Source organism: Pseudomonas sp. GZD-209 (assembly GCF_049310485.1).
Classification (GTDB): Bacteria; Pseudomonadota; Gammaproteobacteria; order Pseudomonadales; family Pseudomonadaceae; genus Aquipseudomonas; species Aquipseudomonas sichuanensis.
On the sequence record NZ_JBMOWQ010000091.1, the window covers coordinates 16,355 to 38,327 of the forward strand.

Sequence of the window (21,973 nt, forward strand, 5' to 3'; positions counted from 1 at the left end):
GCTCCCACAGGTTTTCCAGCGTCGTTGTGGGAGCTGGCTAGTCAGCTCTCACAGGTTTGCCAGCGTGGTTGTGGGAGCTGGCTTGCCAGCGATGAGGCCCGTATCAGCAGTGCAAGGCCGTTGCTTCTACCCCGTGGCTCAGAACTTGGCAGTAACGCTCACACCCGCAGTACGCGGATCGCCGTAGGCCGCCCAGTACGGCGAGCTGCCGCGGTTCAGCGACAGCCCGTGGACCTGGTACTGCTTGTCGGTGACGTTGTTGACGTAGCCGGTGACGCTGTACTTGTCGTCGGCAGTGGCATAGGTCAGGTGCACGTTGGCCAGGGCGTAGCCGTCCTGGTCCAGCCAGTTCCAGTCCGAACGCTGGTAGGCCGAGGTGAAGTACTCCTTGCTCTGGTAGCGCACGTCGCCACCGATATTGATCTTGCCCGGGATGTCCAGCGGCAAGCGGTAGTCCAGGCCCAGGGCGTAGACGTGCTTGGGCGAGCGCACGAAGCTGTTGCCCTTCCACAGGTCGCCGGTGAACTCGGTGTCCAGGTAGGAGGCGCTGAACTGCACCAGCAGGTCGTCGATCGGGCGTGCCTGGATTTCCAGCTCGGCGCCCCTGGCCTTGCCCTGGGCGTCGTTGGCCAGCAGCGAGACGATGCTGCCGCTGGCGGTGGTGGTGGTCGCGCTCACCTGCATGTCGTCGTAGTCGTAGTAGAAGATGTTGGCGTTGGCGTTCAGGCGCCCGTTGAACCATTCCGACTTCAGGCCCAGTTCATAGGAGTGCAGGGTTTCCGGGTTGACCGTGCTCAGTTGCTCCAGGCTGCTCGACAAACCGGTGTTGAACGCCCCGGAGCGGAAGCCCTTGGCGTAGCGGGCATACACCCGCAGGTTGTCGGTGAGGCGGTATTCCGGGGTCAGGTCATAGGTGACCGCGCGCCAGGTCTTGTTGCGCCGGGCGTTGCCGTTGGCCCCTGCGCCGGCGATGGCTTGTGGGTCTTGCAGGTTGCCGAAGTCCCACCAGTCGCCGCCGTCGCCGCCGGTGAAACCGCTGCCGGTGTACTGCAGCAGGTCCAGGTCGATGTCCTTTTTCTCTTGGGTCCAGCGCAGGCCGCCGGTCAGGGTGAAGGCATCGGTGAAGTCGTAGGCGAGGTTGCCGAACAGCGCGTAGCTGGTGCTGTTGTGGTCGAAGTCGATGCCGGTGTAGGCGGCATCGCTGTCCAGCACCGAGGTCGCCTGTTTGCTGATCAAGGCTTCGTGGAAGGCGTGGGCTCCGACGATCCAGCGCAGGGTTTCGCTGGTCGGCGAGGCCAGGCGCAGCTCCTGGGAGTACTGGCGCCAGCGGTTGTTGGTGTAGGCGTGGCCGCCTTCGACCGGGGTCAGGTCATCGTCGTTGGTGGCGCGCTGGCGGGTCTGGTCGTAGGCGGTGATCGAGGTCAGGCGGTAGTCGCCCAGGTCGTAGTTGAGGGTCAGGGAGGTGCCGTCGTGCTGGACCTTGGATTTGTTCTCGACGTTGCTTTCGATGTAGCGGCGGTGCGGGTCCTGCCGGGTGTAGCCATTCAGCCAAGGGAAGCGGCCCACCGGCAACAGGCCGTTGGCGTTGCCGCGCGACTCGCTGTTGTGGATGTTCCACAGCGCTTCCAGGTCGGGGTTGAGCTTGGCCAGGAACTGCAGGCGGAAGGCCTTGCGGTCGATGGCGTCGTTGTCGCCGCCGATATTGGTGTTGCTGACGAAACCGTCGCGCTCTTTGGAGTAAATCGACACCCGCGCGGCCAGGCGGTCCTCGACCAGAGCGCCGCCGATGGCGCCGTTGACGATCTGCTCGTTCTTGCTGCCGTAGGCGAGGGTGCCGTAGCCGTCGGTGTCGAAGGTGGGCCGCTTGCTGATCACGTTGACCGCGCCGCCGGTGGTGTTCTTGCCGTACAGGGTGCCTTGCGGGCCGCGCAGCACTTCGATGCGGTCGATGTCGAACAGCGGGTCGCCACCGGCCAGCGGTGCGTTGAGGTAGACGTCGTCGGCGTAGATGCCCACCGGGAACACCGTCGCGGCGCCGACGTCGCCGGTGCCGACGCCGCGGATGTACCAGCGTGGGCGGTCATCGCCGTCTGGGTTCTTGGCCTGGGCGTTGGGCACGAAGGTCAGGGTCTTGCCGACGTAGTCGGTGGCGGTCTGGCCGAGGTTCTCGCCGCTTACGGCGGTGACGGCGTTGGCGATGTCTTGCACGCTTTCTTCGCGGCGTTGGGCGGTGACTGTGACGGTTTTCAGGGCTGGGCTGGCTGCGGTGGTTGCCGGGGTTTCCTCGGGAGGCGGTTCGGCGGCGAACAGTTGGGGGCTGGCCAGGGCGCCGGTCAGCAGGCTGGCGTGCCACAGGGCGCGGGTGATGGGGTTGATGGGGGTGCGGATGGGCATGGTGGCTCCGTTGTCACTGGCAGAATATTTATGAGGGCGCCACGCGGCGTACTAGGCCATAGCAGACCTTGTGCCAGCTTTTTGAGTTTTCTAACTTGTTGATTGGTAACGATTATTTGTTTTTTTGGGTTGGGTGTGTTGAGCGGCGGGCAGTTGATTGCTCATGGGGTGCTGATCTGGCAGCAGTGACGGGGGCGGGGGATGGTGCATGGCGATAGAGGTGCAGCGATCTCACAGGCGCTGCAAAAACACCGGCAGGCACCTGGTGGCCTTCACCCAATCTCCTGCCATGCACCTGGTGGCCATTACCCAATCCTGAATACCCAGGGCCAGCGGTGTGACGCCCAAGGGCCTGTCTTGAAATCGCATGAGGGCTACCAGGTGTAGGGCGATAGAGGTGCAGCGCTCTGAAGATCGAGCGCCGCCCGCGCGGCGCATCGCGGGGCAAGCCCGCTCCCACATCTGTTTCGGGCCAATGAGTCCTGTGAAAGTACCGCTGGCCGCCTTGGCGCATGTCTTGAGTCATGTGATGCAGCGTTAGCGACCACGCCAAAACCGCGTCGTACCAACAAGGCGGACCAGGTGATGGCTCAGGAGAGACTGGCCCGAAACAAATGTGGGAGCGGGCTTGCCCCGCGATGCGCCGCGCGGGCGGCGCTCGATCTCACAGGCGCTGCAAAAACACCGGCAGGCACCTGGTGGCCTTCACCCAATCTCCTGCCATGCACCTGGTGGCCTTCACCCAATCTCCTGCCATGCGCCTGGTGGCCATTACCCAATCCTGATTACTCAGAGGCAGTGGTATGACGCCCACCCCCTCAAACCGCCAACCGCGAAGTCGACCGCAACACCGCCTCAAGCACACTGAAGTCAATCCACTCCCGCACATCAAACCGCCGCGGAATAAACCCCCACCGGTGCAAAAAATCGGTGAAATCCTGCAACCCCACAATCGACTGCTCATCAAGCATGGTCCGCAAGCGCCGATGCGCATCCTCCCCATAGGCCGTGGCCACCCAATGCTCACTGGTATTCAGCTCACGGGCCAAAAACTGCCGGGTTTCCTCCGGATGCGCCCAAGCCCACTGCTCGGCCCGCAACACACTATCAACGATCAGCCGCGCCGCCTCAGGATGATGCTGTAGCAGGTGGCCATCCATGGTCAGAGTCCGCGGCGTGCCGTTGTTCGAGCGGATCAACGGGTCAGGATGCGACCCCGTGTCGATGACCACATGCAGCCCGAACTCGTTGGCCAGGCTCACCGCATGGGCACCCTTGAGGAAGATCGCATCGATGTCGCCGCGCAACAGGCCGATCAGTTCGTTGTTGCGCAGGATCGGCCCGTTGCTGGCATAGGCCACCGTGGTGCCGTGCACGCGGCGAATCTGCTCGTCGCTGTGGGTGCCGCCGTAGGGGTAGTCCACCAGCTCCACGTCACTGACGCTCAGCCCTTCGAGCTTGAGGGCGTTTTCCAGGCCGCGCAGGGCCTGGGCACGGGTGAAATCTATCTGCACATTGGCCCACTTGGGCAGGCCGAAGCGCCGGTGGCGCAGGTCGCGCACGCTCTTCACGCCGCTGTCTGCGGTGGTCAGAATCAACTGCACCTCGTCGCTCCACGACAAGCCGAGCAGGCGCGTGTCGCGCCCGCTGGCGTAGGCCCAGATCGCCGGGATGTTGCCGCCATGGCGCACCGAGTTGGGCAGGTGGTGGTCGTAGTGGGCTTCGCGCACATCGCGCAGCGCCGACTCGCGCAGCGCCTGGATATTGGTGCCGTGCGGGCGCAAGGCCTCGGCCAGGCGCCCGGACTCGACAGCAAGGCCGAGCCCGGTGGGTACCGGGCTGTGGGTGTACCAGAGGGTGTCCAGTGGGGTGCTCATCGCAGGTCCTTGCGTGGCTGGTCGGGGGTGTTGCGCAGCAGCGGCAGGACTTCCTGGCCGATGCGCAGGGCTTCTTCGAGGTGCGGGTTGCCGGCCAGGATGAAGGTCGAGAAACCAGCCTCCTGGTACTCGGCCAGGCGTTCGGCGATGTTCTGGTGGCTGCCCACCAGGCCCACGGCCGGGCCGGGCTTGGCCTTGGCGAAACCGGCCCACAGGTTCGGCCCGATGACCAGGTCGTCGAAGCGCTCGAGGTGTTGGTGATAAGCCGTCTGGCGGGCGGCGCCGACCGAGTCGGAGCCGCGGGTGAAGTCCTGGCTGACCCGGCTGGGGCGGTTGCCGATGGCCTCGAACTGCCGGCGCAGGTCACGCCAGGCAGCGTCTTCGGTCTCGCGGGCGAACAGGTCCACGCGCAGGCCGAAGCGCACCTGGCGGCCCTGTTTGTCGGCCAGTTCGCGCACCCGCTCCAGGTGCGGCTTGAGCGCCGCCACCGGCTCCGCCCAGTTCAGGTAGACGTCGGCATGCCGGGCGGCAACGTCCAGGGCCGGGTCGGAGAAGCCAGAGAAATACACCGCTGGCTTGCGCTCGTGGCGCAGCTCTTCGGGCAGGCTGCCGTGCTCCAGGCGGTAGACCTCGCCCTCGTAGCTGAACTGCGGGTGGCGCCACAGGCCGTCGATGATGTCGAGGAACTCGTCGGTGCGCCGGTAGCGCTGGTCGTGGTCGAGGAAGTCACCGTGGGCCCGCTGGCTGGCGGGGTTGCCGCCAGTGATGATGTTCCAGTCCAGGCGGCCGTGGCTCAGGTGCTGGAGGATCGCGGCCTGTTGCGCCACGTAGGCTGGCAGCGTCCAGGCGGCCTGGAACGCCACCAGAAAACGCAGGCGCCGGGTTTCCCGGGCCAGGGCCGCGGCGGCGATCCACGGCTCGGGGCCGGTGGGTAGCAGGGCGCCCTCGAAGCCTGCCAGTTCGGCGGCCTTGGCCACCTGGGCGATGTAGTCGATGTAGGTGAAACCGTCGGCGCTGCCGCTGGCCGTGCGGCCGGGGGCGATATGGCCGGGCCGGGCCGAGAAACTGCCACGGTCGTGCAGGTCGGTGCTCAGCTGGTGGCCATCGCTGCCCAGCGGCAGGCGCCAGAAGAATTCACTGCTCATGGATTCGCGTTCCTGAACCAAAGGTAGGGGTGACAAGGGATAGCAATGCCCATGCCACGCCCCTGGCAGCGGGCCTGGCGAGGGCTTGCCAGTGGTCGCTGCTGCTGGAGCAGCACTGCGTCAGCAACGGCTGCTGGGGTGTCAGCAGCTGTAGGCCGCCCGCGTGCGACACAGGCCAGCGCGGGCGCGGCGCGGCCCACCTGGCACAGGTTCTGCTGACAGGCCTGGCAGCCATCAACGGCGCTTACCCTTGCCAGGAGTCAACATGAGCCAGATTTCCCCACTTCTCGACGCCGCCATTCTGGCCCAGGTCGAGCAGGCCAAGCGTGATACCGCCAAGGTATTCCGGGTGCTCAAGGACAGCCGCACGCTGACCGCCACCAACACCTTCCAGGCGCACCTGCGGGTGCCCGGCACGGACCTTGTGATCGCCCTGGCCACCCCCAGCCCGTGGGACGACGACCAGAGCATCCGCGCCGTGGTCGCCAGCTACGACGGCGTGGTCCACCTCGATGAATACCTGGCCCCGGGCGTGGCGCTCGGCGAAAGCCGCCAGGGCGGCGCGGGCAAGCGCTACGCCGCGGTGCTGCAACAGCGCCCCGAGGTCAATGTAGTGATCCACGTGCACACGCCTTACCTGGGCGGCTGGGCCGGCGCCCACCGGGCATTGCCGCTGGACTACGCCGCCGCCCAGCGCGTCACCCTGGCCCGCGAGCTGCCGGTGTACATCGACCGCCGCCAGCCGGAGTCGGCGTTCATCGTGCAGGTGATCGAGGCCAATCCGCACACCCCGGCGATTCTTGAAGCCAATGGCGGGGCGACGTTCTGGGGCGAGGGCATCCTCAAGTCGGCCAAGTGGATCCTGCTGTTCGAGGAGGGCGCCTACTTCCAGACGCTGGCCGAGGCGGTGGGCGGTGGCAAGCCGTTCGGGCCCGGCGTGCTGGAGCAGCAATGGCGCATGAGCGGGCTGTGGGAGCAGGGCCGGGGGCTGATCGCCGAGGTCTAGCCGCGGGTTGCCGCAGCGCCCGGGGGCGCTGCGGTGCTGGCTCAGCCCTGTTTGGCGCGCAGGCCCTTTTCACCCTTGGCCAGGATGGCGGTGTACTCGCCCGGGTCGACGCCGTTGAGGTAGTAGTTGCCGATGTGATGCAGGCGCCAGCGGATCGGGTCGTGGGTGGTGTGGGCCCGGGCATCGCGCCAGAAGCGATCGAGGTTCCATTTGCTGAGGATCGCGCTGGCACCCAGCAGCGAGAAGATGTCGCTGGCGATCTTCAACGCGGCGGCATCGGCATGGGCGCGGGCGGTAGCCACCGCCAGGATCAGTTCGTCCTGCAACGGCTTGTCGTCCTCGTCCTGCAGGTGCTGGTCGAACAAGCGGGCGGCCTCGCGCAGCACGGCTTCGGCGCCGCGCAGGGCCACGGCGTACTCGCCGACCTGGCGGATGATGTGCGGCTCCTCCCAGGCATGCTCCACACCGCTTTCCACCCAGGGCCGGGCGCGGCTGCGCAGGTACTCGCTGCCGGCCTGCAGGGCGCCGGCGGCGATACCGCTGTCGATGGCCGCGTGGAGGATCTGCGGGAAGGTCAGGCCGGTGCGCTTCATCGGCCCTTCGCTGGCGACGAAGAAGTCGTCGTCCACCTCGATGTCGTGGAAGTTGACCGTGCCGCTGACCGAGTGGCGCTGGCCGAAGGCGCGCCAGTCGTCGATCAACTCAAGGCCCGGCGCCTCGCGGTTGATCCACACGCCTGCGGCGCCCTCGCCGTAGCTGGCGGTAAGCCAGATCCAGTCGGCCAGGTAGGCGCCGGTGCAGTAGAACTTGCTGCCGTTGAGCAGCAGGCGGCCGTCGGCGCCACGCGCCAGCTGGGTCTTGATGGCGAATTTGTTCTTGCCGCCGACTTCCGCCAGGGCATTGGCCAGGCGCTTGCCGGCCAGCACGTCGGCGAGAATCCGGCTGCGGGCGGTGGCGCTGTAGCCCTCGACGATGCCGCGCAGCATCACGTTGTGGATCTGCAGGATCTGGCCAACGCCGCCATCGGCGCTGGCGATCAGGCGTACCACCTCGACGATGGTCGCCACCGACGCGCCAAGGCCGCCGTACTGGCGCGGTACGCCGATGGCGGTGAGGCCGCTGGCGCTGAGCAGCTCGGCCTGGCGGATGGGCAGTTGCTGTTCGCTGTGCGGGTCGCTGGCCAGCTGGCTGATTTCGGTGGCCACTTCGCGGGCCACGGCAATGGCTTCGGCCTCGCTGTGCAGGGTTCTTGTGTGGGGGGTGTGGCTCATGGTGGCTCCTGGGTCGGTTAGGCGAGGCAGGGGCAGGAGCAAGTTCTGCGCCAGCGCCCGCAAACACCCTGGGCATGGGCCTGGCAGCGGCGGGGCAGGGGCTTTTGACGGGCCGTTTGCGCAGCCAGCAGCAGCGCACTGCTGGCCAACTGCTGCTGGCGCAGCAATTACCCCTTTGCGTGAGCGCAAGGCCCCGGAATACCTGGGCTGCGGGGGTTGGCATGGGCATTGCGATGTGCTCGGCAAACGGCCTTTTCGGCCCTCTCAATCCTGGAGTACTTCATGCCAAACGCTGCCAGCGCACCTGCGTCGCCGCCCCCGCCTCTGGACCGCCTGTGGTTCACCCGTTGCCCGGTCCCTACCGCCTCCGGGCTGGCCTATAAACTGGGCTGGCTGCAACAAGAGTTTGCCGCCGACGGCATCCGCGTCGACACCTTGCAGGACGCCCGTGAACTGGGCCGCCATCACTACGACCACGAGCTGCCCGGGCTGATCCGCGAGGGCGGCAACGTGCCGGCCCTGGCGGCGCGCGCGGCGGGCTCGCCCACTCGGCTGATCGGCCTGACCTGGATCGAGGAGTGGCAGACCATCCTGGTTCGCCGCGATGCGGGCATCAGCCGCCCGGCCGACCTCAAGGGCAAGCGCCTGGCCCTGCCGGCCTGGAGCGAGGCTGGGCGCCCGGGCAGTTTCGTCCGGGCCATGAGCCTGCACGGCTACAGCAGTGCCTTGAAGCTCGGCGGGCTGGACTTCGACGACGTGCAACTGGTCGAAGTGCCGCTGGCCAGCCTCGACGACGGGCCGGGGCCGGCACGCATCGACCACCTGCAACGGCTGTGGAGCGGCCTGGATTACCTGGTGCGCGGTGAAGTCGATGCGGTCTACGTCAAGGGCGGCGCCGCAGCCGACGCGGCGCGGCGCCTGGGCCTGGTGGTGGGTATCGACCTCGACCTGATCGCCGCGCCGCGCTACCGCATCAACAACGGCACGCCGCGGCCGATCACCGTTCACCAACGGCTGCTCGACGAGCACTTCGACCTGGTGGTGCGCTTTCTCGCCCAGACCTTGCTGGCGGCCGACTGGGCCCGGGACAACCTTGGCCCGCTGCGCGCCATCCTCGCCGAGGAGACCGCTTCCGAGCAGGCGGGCATCGAGCAGGCCTACCGGGGCGACTTCCACGCCTCGCTGCACCCGGACTTGTCTGCCGAGCGCCTGGAATACCTGGCCCTGCAAAAGAACTTCCTCTACCGCCATGGTTTTCTCGAACGCGACTTCGAGTTGGCCGGCTGGGCCGACCCACGCCCGCTGCAGGCGGCCCACGAACTGATTGCCCGCCGTCATGGCGCCCGGCTTGGAGTGACACCCGCATGAAACCGCCTTTCCAGTTGCAGCGCCTGGCCTTGCTGATCGCCCTGGGTGCTGGCCAGGCCCTGGCCGCCGACAGCGTGGCGCCGCAAGCCGACCCGCAGACCTTGACCACGGTCACCGTCACCGCGCAGAAACGCGAAGAGTCGCTGCAGGATGTGCCGGCGGCGATCTCGGCGGTGTCCGCCGAGCAGATCCGCAACACCGGTGGCGGCTTCACCGCCGGCAAGGCGCTGCAGGATGTGCCGAACGCCATCGCCCCGGAGTTCGCCGGCCACCAGCGGCCGCGCTGGTACATCCGTGGCATGGGCTCGGGCGACATGGCCTCGACCACGGTGTACCCGGTGGGCATCTACACCGACGATGTGTATATCAGCCCCCACGTGGCCACGGGCTTCCCCCTGTACGACCTGGAGCGGGTGGAAATCCTGCGTGGCCCCCAGGGCACCCTGTGGGGCAAGAACACCACTGGCGGGGCGATCAACTTTGTGTCGCGCAAGCCGAGCTTTGCCGACCCCGCCAATGGCTACTTCAAGGTCGATGCCGGCAACTACGCCTCGCGGCTGTACGAAGGCGCCTATGGCGGCAGCCTGGTACAGGACCGCCTGGCGGCGCGGGTGGCCTTCAGCGAGCAAAGCCGCGATGGCCAGTTGAAGAACCTGGTGGACGGCCACACGGTCGGCGATATCCATGACCAGGCGGTGCGTGCGCAACTGCTCGCGCAAATCACCGAAGACCTGCAAGCGACCCTGCAGCTGCATGCCCGCGACTACCTCGGCCAGGGCATCGCCACCCGTGCCTGGGGCAGCGGCCCCGGCTACACCACGCTGTTCGGCCCGACCCCGGTGCTGGACACCGATGAAGCCGCGTTCACCGGCAAGGCCGAAGACCGCATTCGCCACAACGGCGTGCAACTGGGCCTGAAGTGGGAGCTCGGCGAGCTGCAACTGGACTCGATCACCGCCTTCGATGATGTCACCGAGAAGGCCCAGGGCCCGAACATGAGCATCTACGAGTTCGGCCGCTCCTATGGCGACGACCACTGGAAGCAGGTGTCCCAGGAGCTGCGCCTGTCGTCGCCGCGTGATCAGACCGTCAGCTGGATCGTCGGCACCCACCTGTTCCACGAAAGCCTCGACAGCGCCAGCAGCAGTGCCATCCTGCCGGCGGCCTACAACCAGGCGTTCGACGTCGCCAGCTATGGCCGTACCGACCTTGAGCAGAACACCACTAGCTACGCGCTGTTCGGCAGCAGTACCTGGCAGGCCACCGATGACCTGCGCCTGACCCTTGGCCTGCGCTGGACACGCGAGACCAAGGACATCGACCTCGACCGCGTGGTCGCACCCGACGCCGCCAGCGTGTCGGTGGGCAGCAATGCCGACTGGTGGCGCAGCTATAACGGCGCTCTGGTGACCGCCGCGCAGCAGGACGACAAGCGCACCTGGAACAAACTGACCTATGACTTCACCCCCGAGTACCAGCTGAACGACAACGCGCGGGTGTACTTCCGTTATGCCAAGGGCTTCCGTTCCGGTGGCTTCAATGGCGGCGCGACGGTGCAGGCGGAAACCTCGGTGGTGTCCCCGGAGACCGTCGATGCCTACGAACTGGGTATCAAGAGCGAATGGCTGGACGAGCGCCTGGTGGCCAATGCCAACGTCTTCTACTACGACTACTCGGACATCCAGGTCAACGCGGTGTCGGTGCGTGACGGCCAGGTGGTGTCGCTGCTGACCAACGCCGCCCAGGGCGTGATCCGTGGCGCCGAGTTCGAGCTGCAGGCGCTGCCGCTGGACAACCTGCACCTGAACGCCTCGGTCGGCCTGCTGCACACCGAACTGCAGGACTTCGTCTCTGGCGGCGTGGACTACTCCGGCAACCGCATCGCCCGCTCGCCGGCGCGCACCCTGTCGCTGGGCGCCCGCTACCGCATCCCGCTGGCCGGCGGCGATGCCGTGACCCTGGAAAACACCTGGCGCTACCAGGGCCGCATCTACTTCCTGCCCACCTCCCAGGAGGACCACAGCGTGTCCCAGGGCGGCTACACCCTGGGCAACGCCAGCGCCACCTACCACTTCGGCGGCGCGCTGGACCTGGATGTCAGCGCCTACGTCAACAACCTGACCGACAAGCAGTACAAGACCGACAGCGTGCCGTTGCCGTTCGACATCGCCTGGGATGCCCGTGGCGACCGACGCACCTACGGGCTGTCGCTCACCACCAACTTCTGACCGAGCGGGGGGCACACCCCGCCTTGGCACCCGAGCCGTCGCGTGCACCCGACGAACCTCTTTTCAAGGAACAACCCTGATGGCGATCAAACTGCTCTGGTACCTCACCGCCCCCGACGGCCCTTATCCGTGGGAGGCCGAGGGCCGCTGGCGAACCGGTTTCAACCACCTCAAGCAAGTGGCCGTGGCGGCCGACCGCCTGGGCTATTACGGCGCGCTGCTGGGCACCGGGCCCAACGCCAACCTGGTGACGGCGACCTCGCTGATCGACGCCACCGAGCGCCTGCGCTTTCTGGTGGCCCAGTACCCCGGCGAACTCTCGCCCGCGGTGTTGGCCCATTACGCGCTGACGTTCGACAAGTACTCGGGCGGGCGCCTGCTGCTCAACCTGGTCAACGGCAACGATGACGGGCTGGCGTCGCTTGGCGTGCATTTCCCCCACGCCGAGCGCTACCAGTTCAGCCGGGATTACTGGCGTGCGTTCCAGCATGTGTATGCCGGCCGTACCGAGGCGTTCGACAGCCCCTACGTCAAGCTTGCCGCCCGTGCGCCCGAGGACGCCGAGCACCCGCTGGGTGGCTGGAACGCGCCACGGCAATTGCCCGGCGTGCCGTTCTGGGGGGCGGGCAGCTCGCCGGCCGGGGTGGCCCATTCGGTGGAGCTGCTGGACGTTTACCTGAGCTTTGCCGACACCCCGCGCAAGCTGGGCGACAAGTTCCGCCGGGTCGCTGCCGAGGCGGCCAAGCTTGGGCGCACCTTGAGCTACGGCACGCGGCTGCAGATCATCGTGCGGGAAACCGAGGCGCAAGCCTGGGCGCATGCCGAGCACCTGCTGCAGCGCACGTCGTTGCAGACCGCACTGGACGCGGTCGCCAGCCAGTTGCCGGCGGGCGAGACGCTGCACAGCTACCGCAGCGAAGACCCGCGCGTGCAGCGTTGCCTGGAGGCCCTGAAGGCCGGGCGCTTACCGGCGCTGCGTGACCTGGAGGTATACCCCAACGTTTGGACCGGCCCCAGCCTGTTCGGCTTCGACATCCTGCGCCCGGCGGCGGGCACCTACCTAGTCGGCAGCGCCGAGCAGGTCGCCGAGCGCTTGCGCGAGTACCAGGCTGAGGGCGTTTCGGCGTTCATCCTGTCGGGCTTTCCGCTGGTGGACGAGGCGCAGCGGGTGGCCGACCTGCTGTTCCCGCTGCTGGAGCTGGACCACGGTTTTGCCGTGACCCCGCTCAACGGCTCCCATCGCCAGGAGGGCTGAGCCATGCGCCAGGTTGCCCAGGGTTCGGCAAAGCAGCTGTTGCGCCGTGGCCTGTTGTGGTTCGCGGCGATCCTGCTGTTGGCCTTGTGCGGCCCTTGGCTGGCACCCCATGACCTCACCGCCTTGCGCGGTGAGGTGTATGGCCCGGCGCTGAGCGGGGCGCCGCTGGGCTTCGACTACCTGGGCCGCGATGTGCTGTCGCGGGTGCTGGCCGGCGGTCGTTCGCTGGTGCTGATGAGCCTGGCCGCCGCCACCCTGGCCTTGCTGGTGGGCACCGCACTGGGCCTGCTGGCGGGGTTCAGCCGCGGCTGGGCGGACCGCCTGTTGCAGTGGTTGGCCGACCTGTCGCTGGCTTTTCCGGATTTGATCCTGGTGCTGCTGGTGGTGTCGTTGCTCGGCCGTGAGCCATGGCTGATCGTGTCGAGCGTGGCGTTTGCTTTCTTGCCGGGCACCTTGCGCCTGGCCAGGAGCAGCGCCCTGGCCCTGGCTGGGCAGGAGTTCGTCGAGGCAGTGCGGCTGCTGGGCGTGCCGCGCTGGCGGATCCTGCTCGGCGAAATCCTGCCGAACATGCTCGGGCCGCTGTTGGTGCACTACGGCAACCTGCTGACCTGGGCGGTCGGCATCCTCTCGGGCTTGAGCTTTTTGGGCTACGGGGTGGCGCCACCGGCGGCCGACTGGGGCCTGATGATCCAGGAAAACCAGATGGGGTTGCGCCTGCAGCCTTGGCCGGTGCTGTTGCCGGTGTTGTTGATCGCTTCGTTTGCCTATGCCTGCGACCTGCTGGCCGAAGGCGTTTCCCGTTGTTTCCAGGAAGGTAGCCATGTCTGAACACCTACTCACTGTCAGCGGCCTGCGGGTGGCCCTGGCCTCGGGGCGCGAGGTGCTCAAGGGGATCTCGTTGAACATTGCCGCCGGGGAGATCGTTGCCCTGGTGGGCGAGTCCGGCGCGGGCAAGTCGACCCTGGCCCTGGCGCTGTTGGCCCACGCCAGGCGCGGCGCCAGGGTCAGTGCAGGGCAGGTGCTGGTGGCCGGCCAGGCGCTGCTGGGCTTGCAGGGCGAAGCCCTGCGCCAGGCCCGTGGCGCTCTGGTGGGCTATGTGCCGCAGGACCCGGCCATGGCTCTCAACCCGGCACGGCGCATCGGCAGCCTGCTGCTGGAAACCTTGCGCGCGCATCAGCGCCTGGCGGGCCCCGCCGAACAGGCGCGGCTGCGCCAGACCCTGGTTGATGTCGGCCTACCCGACGATGCCGGGTTCCTGCGGCGTTATGCCCATCAGCTTTCGGGCGGCCAGCAACAGCGCCTGCTGCTGGCGTTGGCGTTCGTGCTGCAGCCGCGGCTGATCGTGCTGGACGAGCCGACCACGGCGCTCGATGTGACCACCCAGGCCCATGTGCTCGAGACCTTGCGCGGGCTGTGCCGGCAGCGCGGGGTGGCGGCACTGTATGTGTCCCACGACCTGGGGCTGGTCGAGGCGCTGGCCGATCGGGTGCTGTTGATGCGTGACGGTGAGTTGCTGGAGAGCGCCACGGCCACGGCGTTCTTCCGCCAGCCCCGACATGCTTATGGCCAGCAGTTGCTGGCCGCCATGCCGCAACGCTCGACGCGCAGGCCTTGTGCGCCGGGGGCCGACGCGCTGCTGAGCGTGAGCGGGCTGTCGATCCGCCAGGGCGGGCGAGCCTTGCTGAGCGCGGCGGCCTTCACCTTGCACGCGGGCGAATGCCTGGCGCTGGTCGGCGCCTCTGGTTGCGGCAAGACCAGCCTGGCCCGGGCGTTGGTTGGCCTGGGTGAGGAGGTGAGCGGGCAGTTGCTGCTGGAGGGTGCGCCGCTGCCCTTGCCTCTGGACAAGCGCGATGCCCGGCAGCGGCGCGCGGTGCAGTACGTGTTCCAGAATGCCTACCGGGCGCTGAACCCTCGCTTGCGCATTGCTCAGAGCCTGGCCACGCCGCTGCGCCACTGCTTCGGCCTGGCCGGTGCGGCATTGCAGGCGGCCTTGGCCGAGGCGCTGGCCAAGGTGGCGTTGCCGTTGGAGGTGCTGCGCAAGTACCCCGGTGAGTTGTCCGGTGGTGAACGCCAGCGGGTCGCCATCGCCCGCGCCCTGGCGTGCAGGCCGAAAGTGTTGGTGTGCGACGAGATCACCTCGGCGCTGGACGCCGCCACCCAGGTGGCGATCCTCGACCTGCTGCAAGGTTTGCAGGCCGAGGGCCTGGCCGTGCTGTTCGTCACCCATGACCCGCAGGTGGTGCGCAGCCTGGCCAACCGGGTGCTGACCTTCGACGCCGGGTGGCTGCTGGAGCGCCCGGCGGACCTTGCGCCGGCGTTGCTCAACCCGCCGTGCGCAGCCGTGGGGTAAGCAGTACCGTCAGCGCATCGGCCAGCAGATTGACCAGCACCACGAAGGCCGCGACCAGGCTGATGCCGGCCTGGATCAGCGGCACGTCGCGGCGGCGCAAGGCGTCGTTGAGCAGATTGCCCAGCCCCGGGTAGTTGAAGGCGATTTCCACCAGCAACACGCTGCTGAAGAACACGCTGAGCACCAGGGCCATGCCCTGCACCAGCGGCAGCACGGCATTGGGCAGGGCGTGGCGCAGCAGCAGGCGCCAGGGCGCGATGCCGCGCAGGCGGGCGGCGTCGAGGTAGTCGCTGTTCCAGGCTTCGATCATTGCCGTCCGTTGCAGGCGCACCAGGTAGGGCGCGGCCGACAGCAACAGGGTCAGTGCCGGCAGGGCCAGGTAGCGGGGCTGGGCCCAGGGCGAACGCTCGCTGTCGAGCAGCGACATGGCCGGCAGCCAGGTGAACACGCTGGTGGCCAGCAGCATGATCAACAGCACCGCGACGACGAACACCGGCAGCGACTTGAACAGCGCCAGCAGCGGCAGGCACAGGCGGTCGAGCCGGCCGCCCTGGCGCAGCGCCAGCAGGCTGCCCAGGGCCAGCGCCAGCAGCAGCGCCGGCAGCGCGAAGGCGCCGAGCAGGGCCAGCGAGGCGCCCAGGCGCTCGGCCAGCAGCGGCACCACGGCGACGTGGGAATCCAGCGACTGGCCGAAGTCACCGCGCAGGGCGCTGCCCAGCCAGTCCAGGTATTGGCTGGCCAGGGGCCGGTCCATGCCCAGTTGGTGCCGCAGGGCCTGCACGCTCGATGCCGGCGCGCCGGGGCCGAGGATCACCCGTGCCGGGTCCGAGGGCAGCAGGCGGATGGCGAGGAACACCAGCAGGCTGATGCTCAGCACCCCCAACAGTCCGCCGCCCAGGCGCAGCGTGAGCCAACGCAAGGGCCGCATCAGGCGTGCTCCTTGAGCCACAACTGGTCGAAGCGCCAGGTGGGGAACAGGGTCTTCTCGGCGTGCGCGCCGCCCACCCGGCTGGAGACGCCGTCCAGCAGGTTGGCGTAGCCCCATACCAGCAGGCCGCCGCGCTCGTACTGGATTCGTTGCGCCGCGTGGACCAGCGGGGTGCGTTTGGCAAGGTCCGGCTCGGCCAGGGCCTTGAGGAACAGCTCGGCAAACTGCGGGTCGTTGAAATGGGTCTTGTTGGCCACCGACACCGGCGCGTCGGCGTGCAGGGCGCAGGTGAGGAACGGCGCACCGATGCTGCCGCCGGTGCTGAAGGCCCATTCGGTGTGCTGGGGGCCGTTGAAGGTGGCGCTGTCGACCTGGCGCACCTGGACGTCGACGCCGGCGCGCTTGGCCTGTTCGGCGAACACCAGCGCCGAGGTCACGGCGGCGCCGTCCTGTTCGGCCACCAGTTCGACGCTGAGCTGCTCGTGGCCGGCCTCGCGCAGCAGCGCCCTGGCCTGCGCCACGTCGTGGGGGCGCGGGGCAATGCTGTGGTCGAAGGTCGGGTCGTGGGGCGCGTACAGGTCGTTGGCCACCCGGCCCTGGCCGTTCAGGGCGCGGGCCACCAGCTCTTCGCGGTCGGCCAGCAGGCGGAAGGCCTGGCGCACCCGCACGTCATCGAACGGCGCTTTTTGCGTGTTCATGTCGAAGCTCAGCCAGTTGCTGGTCACCGAGCTGAGGGTGTGCACGTTGGGCACGCCTTGCAACAGGCGCAGGTGCTCGCCGGCCAGGGCGTTGGCCAGGTCGATCTGCCCGGCCTGCAGCGCGGCCAGGCGGGCGTTCTGGTCCTTGAAGTCGATGATCTCCAGCTCGTCGGCGTAGGGCTGGTTGGGCTTGTAGTAGTTCTCGAAGCGGGTGAACAGCGAGCGCTGGCCGGGGGTGAAGCTTTTCAGCTTGTAGGGGCCGGCGCCGACTGGGTTGGTTTGCGGGTGGTAGTCCACCGGCACGATGCCGCCGAAGTTGACCCAGGTTTCCGGCAGCGGCACGAAGCCGGCGCCGTCGACGAAGCGTACGCGGATGGTGCGGTTGTCGAGCTTTTGCAGGTTGTCGCGGTCGATCCAGTGCAACAGCGCGGCGTAGGGCGAGGCCAGTTGCGGGTCGGTGAGGCGGCGCACCGAGAAGATCAGGTCGTCGGCGTCGATGGTCTTGCCGTGGTGGAACTCCAGGCCCTGGCGCAGGCGCAGGGTCCACACCTTGCCGTCGGCGCTGACCTCGGCCTCTTCGGCCAGGGCCAGACGCGGCAGCATGTTTTCGTCCCATTCCCACAGTTTGCTGTACAGGGCGAAGCCGCGGACGATGCCGCCGCCCATGGGCTTGTGGGCATCCAGGTCGCCGCCGGGGCCGCCGTCGATGATGCCCAGGCGCAGGCGCCCGCCATGGCGCGGGCCGCTGTCGCCGGTGCTGCTGGTGGCAGGGCGCGGGGCTTGGTCGCAGCCGCCGAGCAGCCCGGCGCCCAGCGCCAGGCCGCCGAGGGCCAGGCTGGCGCCGATGAAGCGACGCCGGCCGAAAGGTGGGCGCTCGATCATGCCGGCACCCCCGGGTTGCTGGCCGCTGCCTGGCGGCTGGCGGGGCGGCGCTGCTGACGGAAGTGCGGCAGGATGTGCTCGCCGATGCGGTAGCTTTCTTCCAGGTGCGGGTAGCCGGCGAGGAAGAACAGGTCGATGCCCACCGCGTGGTACTCGCGGATGCGCGCCACCACGTTCGCGTAGCTGCCCACCAGGGCGATGCCCGGCGGCAGGCCGATGTAGCCGAAGCCGGACCAGACGTTGGGGTGGATGAAGAAGTCATCGAAGGCCACGCCTGCGTGCTTGTCGCCGTATTCGTGTTCGAAGCTCAGCTTGCGCGCCGAGCGCAGCCCGGCATGGGCGGCCAGGGCCTTGACCACGCCCTTGGCGATGCCTTCGTCGAAATAGCGCTTGGCTTCGGCGAAGGCTTCCTCGTCGCTGGGGCGGGTGATCACGTCGATCGACAGGCCGAAGCGGATCCCGGGGTTGCCGTGGGCGCTGGCGCGCTGGCGCACATCGTCGATCAGGGCGCGGATATCCTCGGGGCGTTCGGCGCGCATCAGGTAGTAATCAGCGTGCCTGGCGGCCAGCTCGCGGGCCGCCTCCGAGGAGCCGGCGGTGCAGATCAGCGGCAGCTCGGCTTTTTTCTGCGGGCCGCGCAGGCCGCCGCCGTCCGCCTGGTAGTAGGTGCCCTGGTAGTGGAACTGCTCGTTGTGCCAGTAGCCCTTGACCACGTCGAGGAATTCGCTGGCGCGGCGGTAGCGGTCGTCGTGGTCGGTGAAGTCGCCGACCTGGCGCTGGATCACCTCCGAGCCGCCGTTGATGATGTTCCACACCAGGCGGTTGCCGCTGGCGCGCTGGTAGGTCGCGGCCATCTGCGCGGCGGCGAAGGGCGAGAAGTGGAAGGGCTGGAAGGCGGTGACGAACTTGAGCCTGCGGGTTTCCCGGGCCAGCAGCGAGCACACCGTCCACGGCTCTTCGCCGCTGGGGGCGTTGACCATCAGCACGCCGCCGAAGCCGTTGATTTCGGCGGCGCGGGCGATCTGGCCGAGGTAGTCGATGTAGGTGAAGTCGTCGCCCACGGCAAAGTCGGAGACTGCGCCGCCTTCGTTGGATGCTGCCTGCCAGTCGCCGCGGTTGCGTGGGTCGCCGGGCAAGTGAAGGGTTTCGCCATGCAGCGGCAGGCGGGTGAAGAAGTCGATGCTCATGGGGTAACTCCGGTGGCGTTCTGGGCAGTGTCGAGGGCCGGCCAGGTGTGTTGCAGGTTCTGTTCGAGCAGGGCCTGGCGGGTGAAATGGGTGGCCAGCGCCGGGGCGATGTCGACCTTGGCGCGGACCAGCTTGTTGTCCAGGGCGTACTGGCTCAGGGCGTTGTAGTGGGCCAGCAGTTGGGCGTCGGTTTTCGGTGCCCAGCGCTGCGCCCACGGCACCGGGTCGCCCTGGCTTTCCCGGCGCAGCACGCTCTCTGGGGTGCCGGCGCGCGAGGCGTAGCGGTAGAAGGCGTCGGCGTTCTGTTCCTGGGCGATCCAGCCGGCGGCGCGCACCCAGGCGTTGGCGACCAGTTGGGTGAGGTCGGCGTGGTCGTTGACGAAGCGGTCGGTGGCCCACAGGTCGGAGACCAGGCGCCAGTCGTTGCTGCCTTGCTTGGTCGACCAGATCACCTTGGCCACCTGCTTGTCTTCGAGCAGGTAGCTTTCGCTGAGCAGCACGGCGGCATCGACCTTGCCGGCGGACACGGCGGCGGCGCCTACCTGGGGGTTGAGGTTGCTGATCTTGAAGTCGGCCAGGCTCAGGCCCTTGCTGGCGAGGAACTGGCTGAAGGCGAACTCCCAGGGGCGGCCACGGTGCAGGGCCAGGCGTTTGCCCTTGAGGTCTTCGACAGTGGTGGCGCTGGAGTGGGCCGGCACCACCAGGTAGACGTTGTCGCCGTTGCCGCCGGGCACCACCAGCTTGCCCGGCACGCCGCCGGCCAGGGCGATCACCGAGGGCAGGTCGCCGCGCACGGCGAAGTCCAGGCTGCCGTTGGCGAAGCCTTCGTTGATCTGCGGGCCGGCGTTGGCGTGGGGCAGGGCTTGCCATTGCAGCTCGGCGCCGCGCTCGCGCAGGGCCTGTTGCAGCCAGCCTTCTTCCACGACCCGCCCGGCGATGCCGCCGAACACCGGCTGGCCGCCCTGGGTGAAGGAAACGATGGCAATCCTGACCGGTAACAGGGGCGCGGCCTGGAGTGGCCAGGCGCAGAGCAGTGAGGCGAGGGCGAGCAGGCCGTTACGGCAGAAAGTGAGCATGGGCGCGATCCTTGGACGAGTGCGATGCCAAGGCGTCGGCAAGATGCATGCCAGGGTTTTTTCGCCGGTTTTAGCGGGCTGCAGGCGGCACGCCTGCTGGTTCGGGGGCAGCAGCTGCTGCTGCACTGCTGCTGGAGCAGCAGTGGGTTGGCAATGCGTAAAAAGGAATATGCAAAGACGAATTTATAATTATTTGGCCTAACAGGACTTGAGGCATGATGCGCCATGGCACGCTCATCGCCGCCGTTGTAAGGAAACGATCATGACCCAGCTGACCCACCCACACGCCCGTGAACTGACCAAGTCGGTACGCGCCACCGTGCTGGTTTTCAAGGACCCGCGCTCCCAGGAGTTGCTCAGCCGCATCGAGCGGCTGGCGCCCAGTGAAGCCAATGCGTTGATCATTGGCGAAACCGGTACCGGCAAGGAGCTGGTCGCTCGCCATGTGCACCACCTTAGCCGGCGCAGCCAGGCGCCGTTCGTGGCGGTGAACTGCGGCGCCTTCCCCGAGTCCCTGGTGGAAAGCGAGCTGTTCGGCCACGAAAAAGGCGCCTTTACCGGCGCCACCAGCAACAAGGCCGGCTGGTTCGAGGCGGCCAACGGCGGCACCCTGTTCCTCGACGAGATCGGTGACTTGCCGCTGGGCATGCAGGTCAAGCTGTTGCGGGTGTTGCAGGAGCGCGAAGTGGTGCGCCTGGGGTCACGCACGCCGATCCCGATCAATGTGCGGCTGGTGGCCGCGACCAACGTCAACCTGGCCGACGCGGTGGTAGCCGGGCACTTTCGCGAAGACCTGTTCTACCGCCTGCACGTGGCGACCATCCGCCTGCCGCCGCTGCGCGAGCGGCCAGGGGACATCCTGCCGCTGGCCGAGTTCTTCCTCGAGGAGCACTGCCAGCGCCTGGGCTACCAGCGTGCGTGCCTGAGCGAGGAGGCCGAGCGCAAGCTGCTCACCCACCCGTGGCCGGGCAATATCCGCGAGCTGGAAAACGCCCTGCACCATGCGCTGCTGGTGTGCCGCCACCAGCGCGTGCAGCCGGGCGACCTGAACCTGGCCGATCTGCGGCCCAACTTGCCGGCAGCGGCCGCCGCCGGCTACGCCGCGCCCTTGGAGGTGAGCCTGGAGGCAGCGCTCAATGCGCTGTACGAACAGAACCTGGACAACCTGTACGAGCACATCGAGGCCACCATCTTCCGCACGGCTTACCGCTATTGCCACGGCAACCAGTTGCAGACCGGGCGGTTACTCAACATCAGCCGCAATATCGTGCGCGCGCGGCTGGAGTTGATCGGCGAGCTGAAGCCTTCAGCCCAGGCGGCCGGCCAGGGGTGAGGCGCTGTGCCTGGTCCTGCTCTATGCTCAAGCCTTCGTCCATAGGGGGTTTGTGATGAAAGCAGTATTAGAGCGACTGGATACGTGGTTGGAAACCAACCTGGACGAAGTACATGCAGACTTGGCGCCAGGCTGCTCGGAGGCCGCGCTGGCCGAGTTCGAAGAGCTGGTTGGGCAGCACTTTCCTGAAGGTTTGAAAGCACTCTACCGGTGGCATGACGGGCAAAAAGGCGAGGCGAGCACTGGGCCGTTCTTTGGGCTGACTTTCCTGACTTTGGCGGAGGCCCTTAAACACTGGGCGTCGTGGAAGGACCTGGTCGAGGAGTGGTCTGACGAAGATATGGCGGCGGCCAGTGACTTCTGCAGCTCGGTACCACCGGGTGCCATCAAGCCGCTCTATGCCAACCGTTACTGGATTCCGTTTGCCTACGACTATGGCGGCAATCACCTGGGGGTGGACCTGGACCCTGCGGAGCAGGGCAGCGTGGGGCAGGTCATCAATTTTGGTCGCGATGAAGAAGAGAAATTCGTGGTGGCCAGTTCATTGGAGGCCTTTGTGGAGTGGCTGGTCGAGCAGTTCGAGACTGGCAATGTGGCGATCAGGGTGGAGGATGATGGGGCGCGCAGCCTGAATACCAAGGTGCCGGAGCTGCATCACTTTTTGGATTCGGTGCAGGTTCTGTTTGCTGAGCAGCGGCCGGGGGGGTGAGGGTGGATTCCAGGTGCCTGCCTTGCAATCGCATGTGGGCCACTAGGTGCTCGCCGGTGTTTTTGTAGCGCCCTCAAGATCGAGCGCCGCCCGCGCGGCGCATCGCGGGGCAAGCCCGCTCCCACATTTGTTTCGGGCCAGTCTCTCCTGTGCCATTACCTGGTCCGCCTTGTTGGCTCGACACAATTTCAGCGTGGGCGCCTTGGCTGCCTCGCAGGGCTCAAGATATGCGCCAAGGCGGGCAGCGGTACCTTCACAGGACTCAT

Annotated in this window: 16 protein-coding genes; 8 read left to right on the forward strand and 8 right to left on the reverse strand. The window is 67.5% G+C overall.

Going from position 1 to position 21,973, the window contains the following annotated elements:
• Positions 1 to 138: 138 nt before the first annotated feature.
• The 3 genes from ACO6VM_RS12020 to ACO6VM_RS12030 all read right to left on the reverse strand — a co-directional run bounded on the left by ACO6VM_RS12020 (position 139) and on the right by ACO6VM_RS12030 (position 5,416).
• Positions 139 to 2,394 (reverse strand): TonB-dependent receptor, encoded by a 2,256-nt coding sequence (locus ACO6VM_RS12020; RefSeq protein ID WP_422403316.1) that lies wholly within the window; start codon positions 2,392 to 2,394, stop codon positions 139 to 141.
• Positions 2,395 to 3,212: 818 nt separating this feature from the next.
• Positions 3,213 to 4,271, reverse strand: coding sequence for an ABC transporter substrate-binding protein (locus ACO6VM_RS12025; RefSeq protein ID WP_125463773.1), 1,059 nt, complete (start codon positions 4,269 to 4,271; stop codon positions 3,213 to 3,215).
• A complete protein-coding gene (locus tag ACO6VM_RS12030; protein ID WP_258706394.1) occupies positions 4,268 to 5,416 on the reverse strand; it encodes an LLM class flavin-dependent oxidoreductase in 1,149 nt (382 codons plus the stop codon). The genes ACO6VM_RS12025 and ACO6VM_RS12030 overlap by 4 nt, the downstream gene beginning before the upstream one ends.
• A 265-nt stretch (positions 5,417 to 5,681) precedes the next feature.
• On the opposite strand from ACO6VM_RS12030, the gene ACO6VM_RS12035 reads away from it, so the two are divergent.
• A complete protein-coding gene (locus ACO6VM_RS12035; protein WP_422403317.1) occupies positions 5,682 to 6,422 on the forward strand; it encodes a class II aldolase/adducin family protein in 741 nt (246 codons plus the stop codon).
• Positions 6,423 to 6,463: 41 nt separating this feature from the next.
• On the opposite strand, the gene ACO6VM_RS12040 is transcribed toward ACO6VM_RS12035, so the two are convergent.
• A complete protein-coding gene (locus ACO6VM_RS12040; RefSeq protein WP_401060695.1) occupies positions 6,464 to 7,693 on the reverse strand; it encodes an acyl-CoA dehydrogenase family protein in 1,230 nt (409 codons plus the stop codon).
• A gap of 282 nt (positions 7,694 to 7,975) precedes the next feature.
• Here ACO6VM_RS12040 and ACO6VM_RS12045 point away from each other — a divergent pair, with 282 nt between their 5' ends.
• The 5 genes from ACO6VM_RS12045 to ACO6VM_RS12065 all read left to right on the forward strand — a co-directional run bounded on the left by ACO6VM_RS12045 (position 7,976) and on the right by ACO6VM_RS12065 (position 14,894).
• Positions 7,976 to 9,061: an ABC transporter substrate-binding protein gene (locus ACO6VM_RS12045; RefSeq protein WP_125463777.1), complete on the forward strand. Its 1,086-nt coding sequence runs from the start codon at positions 7,976 to 7,978 to the stop codon at positions 9,059 to 9,061.
• Complete coding sequence (locus ACO6VM_RS12050; RefSeq protein WP_422403318.1) at positions 9,058 to 11,289, forward strand: TonB-dependent receptor; 2,232 nt, start codon at positions 9,058 to 9,060, stop codon at positions 11,287 to 11,289. Before ACO6VM_RS12045 ends, ACO6VM_RS12050 begins: the two co-directional genes overlap by 4 nt.
• A 79-nt stretch (positions 11,290 to 11,368) precedes the next feature.
• Complete coding sequence (locus tag ACO6VM_RS12055) at positions 11,369 to 12,544, forward strand: LLM class flavin-dependent oxidoreductase (RefSeq protein WP_258646305.1); 1,176 nt, start codon at positions 11,369 to 11,371, stop codon at positions 12,542 to 12,544.
• Positions 12,545 to 12,547: 3 nt separating this feature from the next.
• Positions 12,548 to 13,372, forward strand: a complete 825-nt coding sequence (locus ACO6VM_RS12060; RefSeq protein WP_401060699.1) for an ABC transporter permease — start codon at positions 12,548 to 12,550, stop codon at positions 13,370 to 13,372.
• Positions 13,365 to 14,894 (forward strand): ATP-binding cassette domain-containing protein, encoded by a 1,530-nt coding sequence (locus ACO6VM_RS12065; protein WP_422403319.1) that lies wholly within the window; start codon positions 13,365 to 13,367, stop codon positions 14,892 to 14,894. The genes ACO6VM_RS12060 and ACO6VM_RS12065 overlap by 8 nt, the downstream gene beginning before the upstream one ends.
• Here the strand turns inward: ACO6VM_RS12065 and ACO6VM_RS12070 are convergent.
• From ACO6VM_RS12070 to ACO6VM_RS12085, 4 genes are read right to left on the reverse strand one after another with little or no spacing between them, the layout of a single operon-like run.
• Entirely contained in the window at positions 14,866 to 15,822 is a 957-nt protein-coding gene (locus ACO6VM_RS12070) for an ABC transporter permease (protein WP_422403320.1), read from the reverse strand. The two genes, ACO6VM_RS12065 and ACO6VM_RS12070, sit on opposite strands and share 29 nt — an antisense overlap.
• The gene (locus tag ACO6VM_RS12075; protein ID WP_401060705.1) at positions 15,822 to 17,402 is read right to left on the reverse strand and encodes an ABC transporter substrate-binding protein; all 1,581 of its coding nucleotides are present in this window, start codon (positions 17,400 to 17,402) and stop codon (positions 15,822 to 15,824) included. The genes ACO6VM_RS12070 and ACO6VM_RS12075 overlap by 1 nt, the downstream gene beginning before the upstream one ends.
• Positions 17,399 to 18,589, reverse strand: a complete 1,191-nt coding sequence (locus ACO6VM_RS12080; protein ID WP_422403321.1) for an LLM class flavin-dependent oxidoreductase — start codon at positions 18,587 to 18,589, stop codon at positions 17,399 to 17,401. The genes ACO6VM_RS12075 and ACO6VM_RS12080 overlap by 4 nt, the downstream gene beginning before the upstream one ends.
• A complete protein-coding gene (locus ACO6VM_RS12085) occupies positions 18,586 to 19,665 on the reverse strand; it encodes a PhnD/SsuA/transferrin family substrate-binding protein (RefSeq protein ID WP_422403322.1) in 1,080 nt (359 codons plus the stop codon). Before ACO6VM_RS12085 ends, ACO6VM_RS12080 begins: the two co-directional genes overlap by 4 nt.
• A gap of 262 nt (positions 19,666 to 19,927) precedes the next feature.
• Between ACO6VM_RS12085 and ACO6VM_RS12090 the strand changes: the two genes are divergently transcribed.
• Together ACO6VM_RS12090 and ACO6VM_RS12095 are read left to right on the forward strand one after the other, a co-directional pair.
• The gene (locus ACO6VM_RS12090; RefSeq protein WP_401060710.1) at positions 19,928 to 20,998 is read left to right on the forward strand and encodes a sigma-54 interaction domain-containing protein; all 1,071 of its coding nucleotides are present in this window, start codon (positions 19,928 to 19,930) and stop codon (positions 20,996 to 20,998) included.
• Between the two features lie 55 nt (positions 20,999 to 21,053).
• Positions 21,054 to 21,707, forward strand: coding sequence for an SMI1/KNR4 family protein (locus tag ACO6VM_RS12095; protein ID WP_401060712.1), 654 nt, complete (start codon positions 21,054 to 21,056; stop codon positions 21,705 to 21,707).
• Positions 21,708 to 21,973: the final 266 nt, after the last annotated feature.

What these genes read in the sequence shown, in the direction of transcription:
- ACO6VM_RS12025 (WP_125463773.1), bottom strand. Translation starts at nt 4,271, where the DNA reads ATGAGCACCCCACTGGACACCCTCTGGTACACCCACAGCCCGGTACCC.
- ACO6VM_RS12020 (WP_422403316.1), bottom strand. Translation starts at nt 2,394, where the DNA reads ATGCCCATCCGCACCCCCATCAACCCCATCACCCGCGCCCTGTGGCAC.
- ACO6VM_RS12040 (WP_401060695.1), bottom strand. Translation starts at nt 7,693, where the DNA reads ATGAGCCACACCCCCCACACAAGAACCCTGCACAGCGAGGCCGAAGCC.
- ACO6VM_RS12050 (WP_422403318.1), top strand. Translation starts at nt 9,058, where the DNA reads ATGAAACCGCCTTTCCAGTTGCAGCGCCTGGCCTTGCTGATCGCCCTG.
- ACO6VM_RS12080 (WP_422403321.1), bottom strand. Translation starts at nt 18,589, where the DNA reads ATGAGCATCGACTTCTTCACCCGCCTGCCGCTGCATGGCGAAACCCTT.
- ACO6VM_RS12045 (WP_125463777.1), top strand. Translation starts at nt 7,976, where the DNA reads ATGCCAAACGCTGCCAGCGCACCTGCGTCGCCGCCCCCGCCTCTGGAC.
- ACO6VM_RS12075 (WP_401060705.1), bottom strand. Translation starts at nt 17,402, where the DNA reads ATGATCGAGCGCCCACCTTTCGGCCGGCGTCGCTTCATCGGCGCCAGC.
- ACO6VM_RS12065 (WP_422403319.1), top strand. Translation starts at nt 13,365, where the DNA reads ATGTCTGAACACCTACTCACTGTCAGCGGCCTGCGGGTGGCCCTGGCC.
- ACO6VM_RS12035 (WP_422403317.1), top strand. Translation starts at nt 5,682, where the DNA reads ATGAGCCAGATTTCCCCACTTCTCGACGCCGCCATTCTGGCCCAGGTC.
- ACO6VM_RS12095 (WP_401060712.1), top strand. Translation starts at nt 21,054, where the DNA reads ATGAAAGCAGTATTAGAGCGACTGGATACGTGGTTGGAAACCAACCTG.
- ACO6VM_RS12090 (WP_401060710.1), top strand. Translation starts at nt 19,928, where the DNA reads ATGACCCAGCTGACCCACCCACACGCCCGTGAACTGACCAAGTCGGTA.
- ACO6VM_RS12070 (WP_422403320.1), bottom strand. Translation starts at nt 15,822, where the DNA reads ATGCGGCCCTTGCGTTGGCTCACGCTGCGCCTGGGCGGCGGACTGTTG.
- ACO6VM_RS12055 (WP_258646305.1), top strand. Translation starts at nt 11,369, where the DNA reads ATGGCGATCAAACTGCTCTGGTACCTCACCGCCCCCGACGGCCCTTAT.
- ACO6VM_RS12085 (WP_422403322.1), bottom strand. Translation starts at nt 19,665, where the DNA reads ATGCTCACTTTCTGCCGTAACGGCCTGCTCGCCCTCGCCTCACTGCTC.
- ACO6VM_RS12030 (WP_258706394.1), bottom strand. Translation starts at nt 5,416, where the DNA reads ATGAGCAGTGAATTCTTCTGGCGCCTGCCGCTGGGCAGCGATGGCCAC.
- ACO6VM_RS12060 (WP_401060699.1), top strand. Translation starts at nt 12,548, where the DNA reads ATGCGCCAGGTTGCCCAGGGTTCGGCAAAGCAGCTGTTGCGCCGTGGC.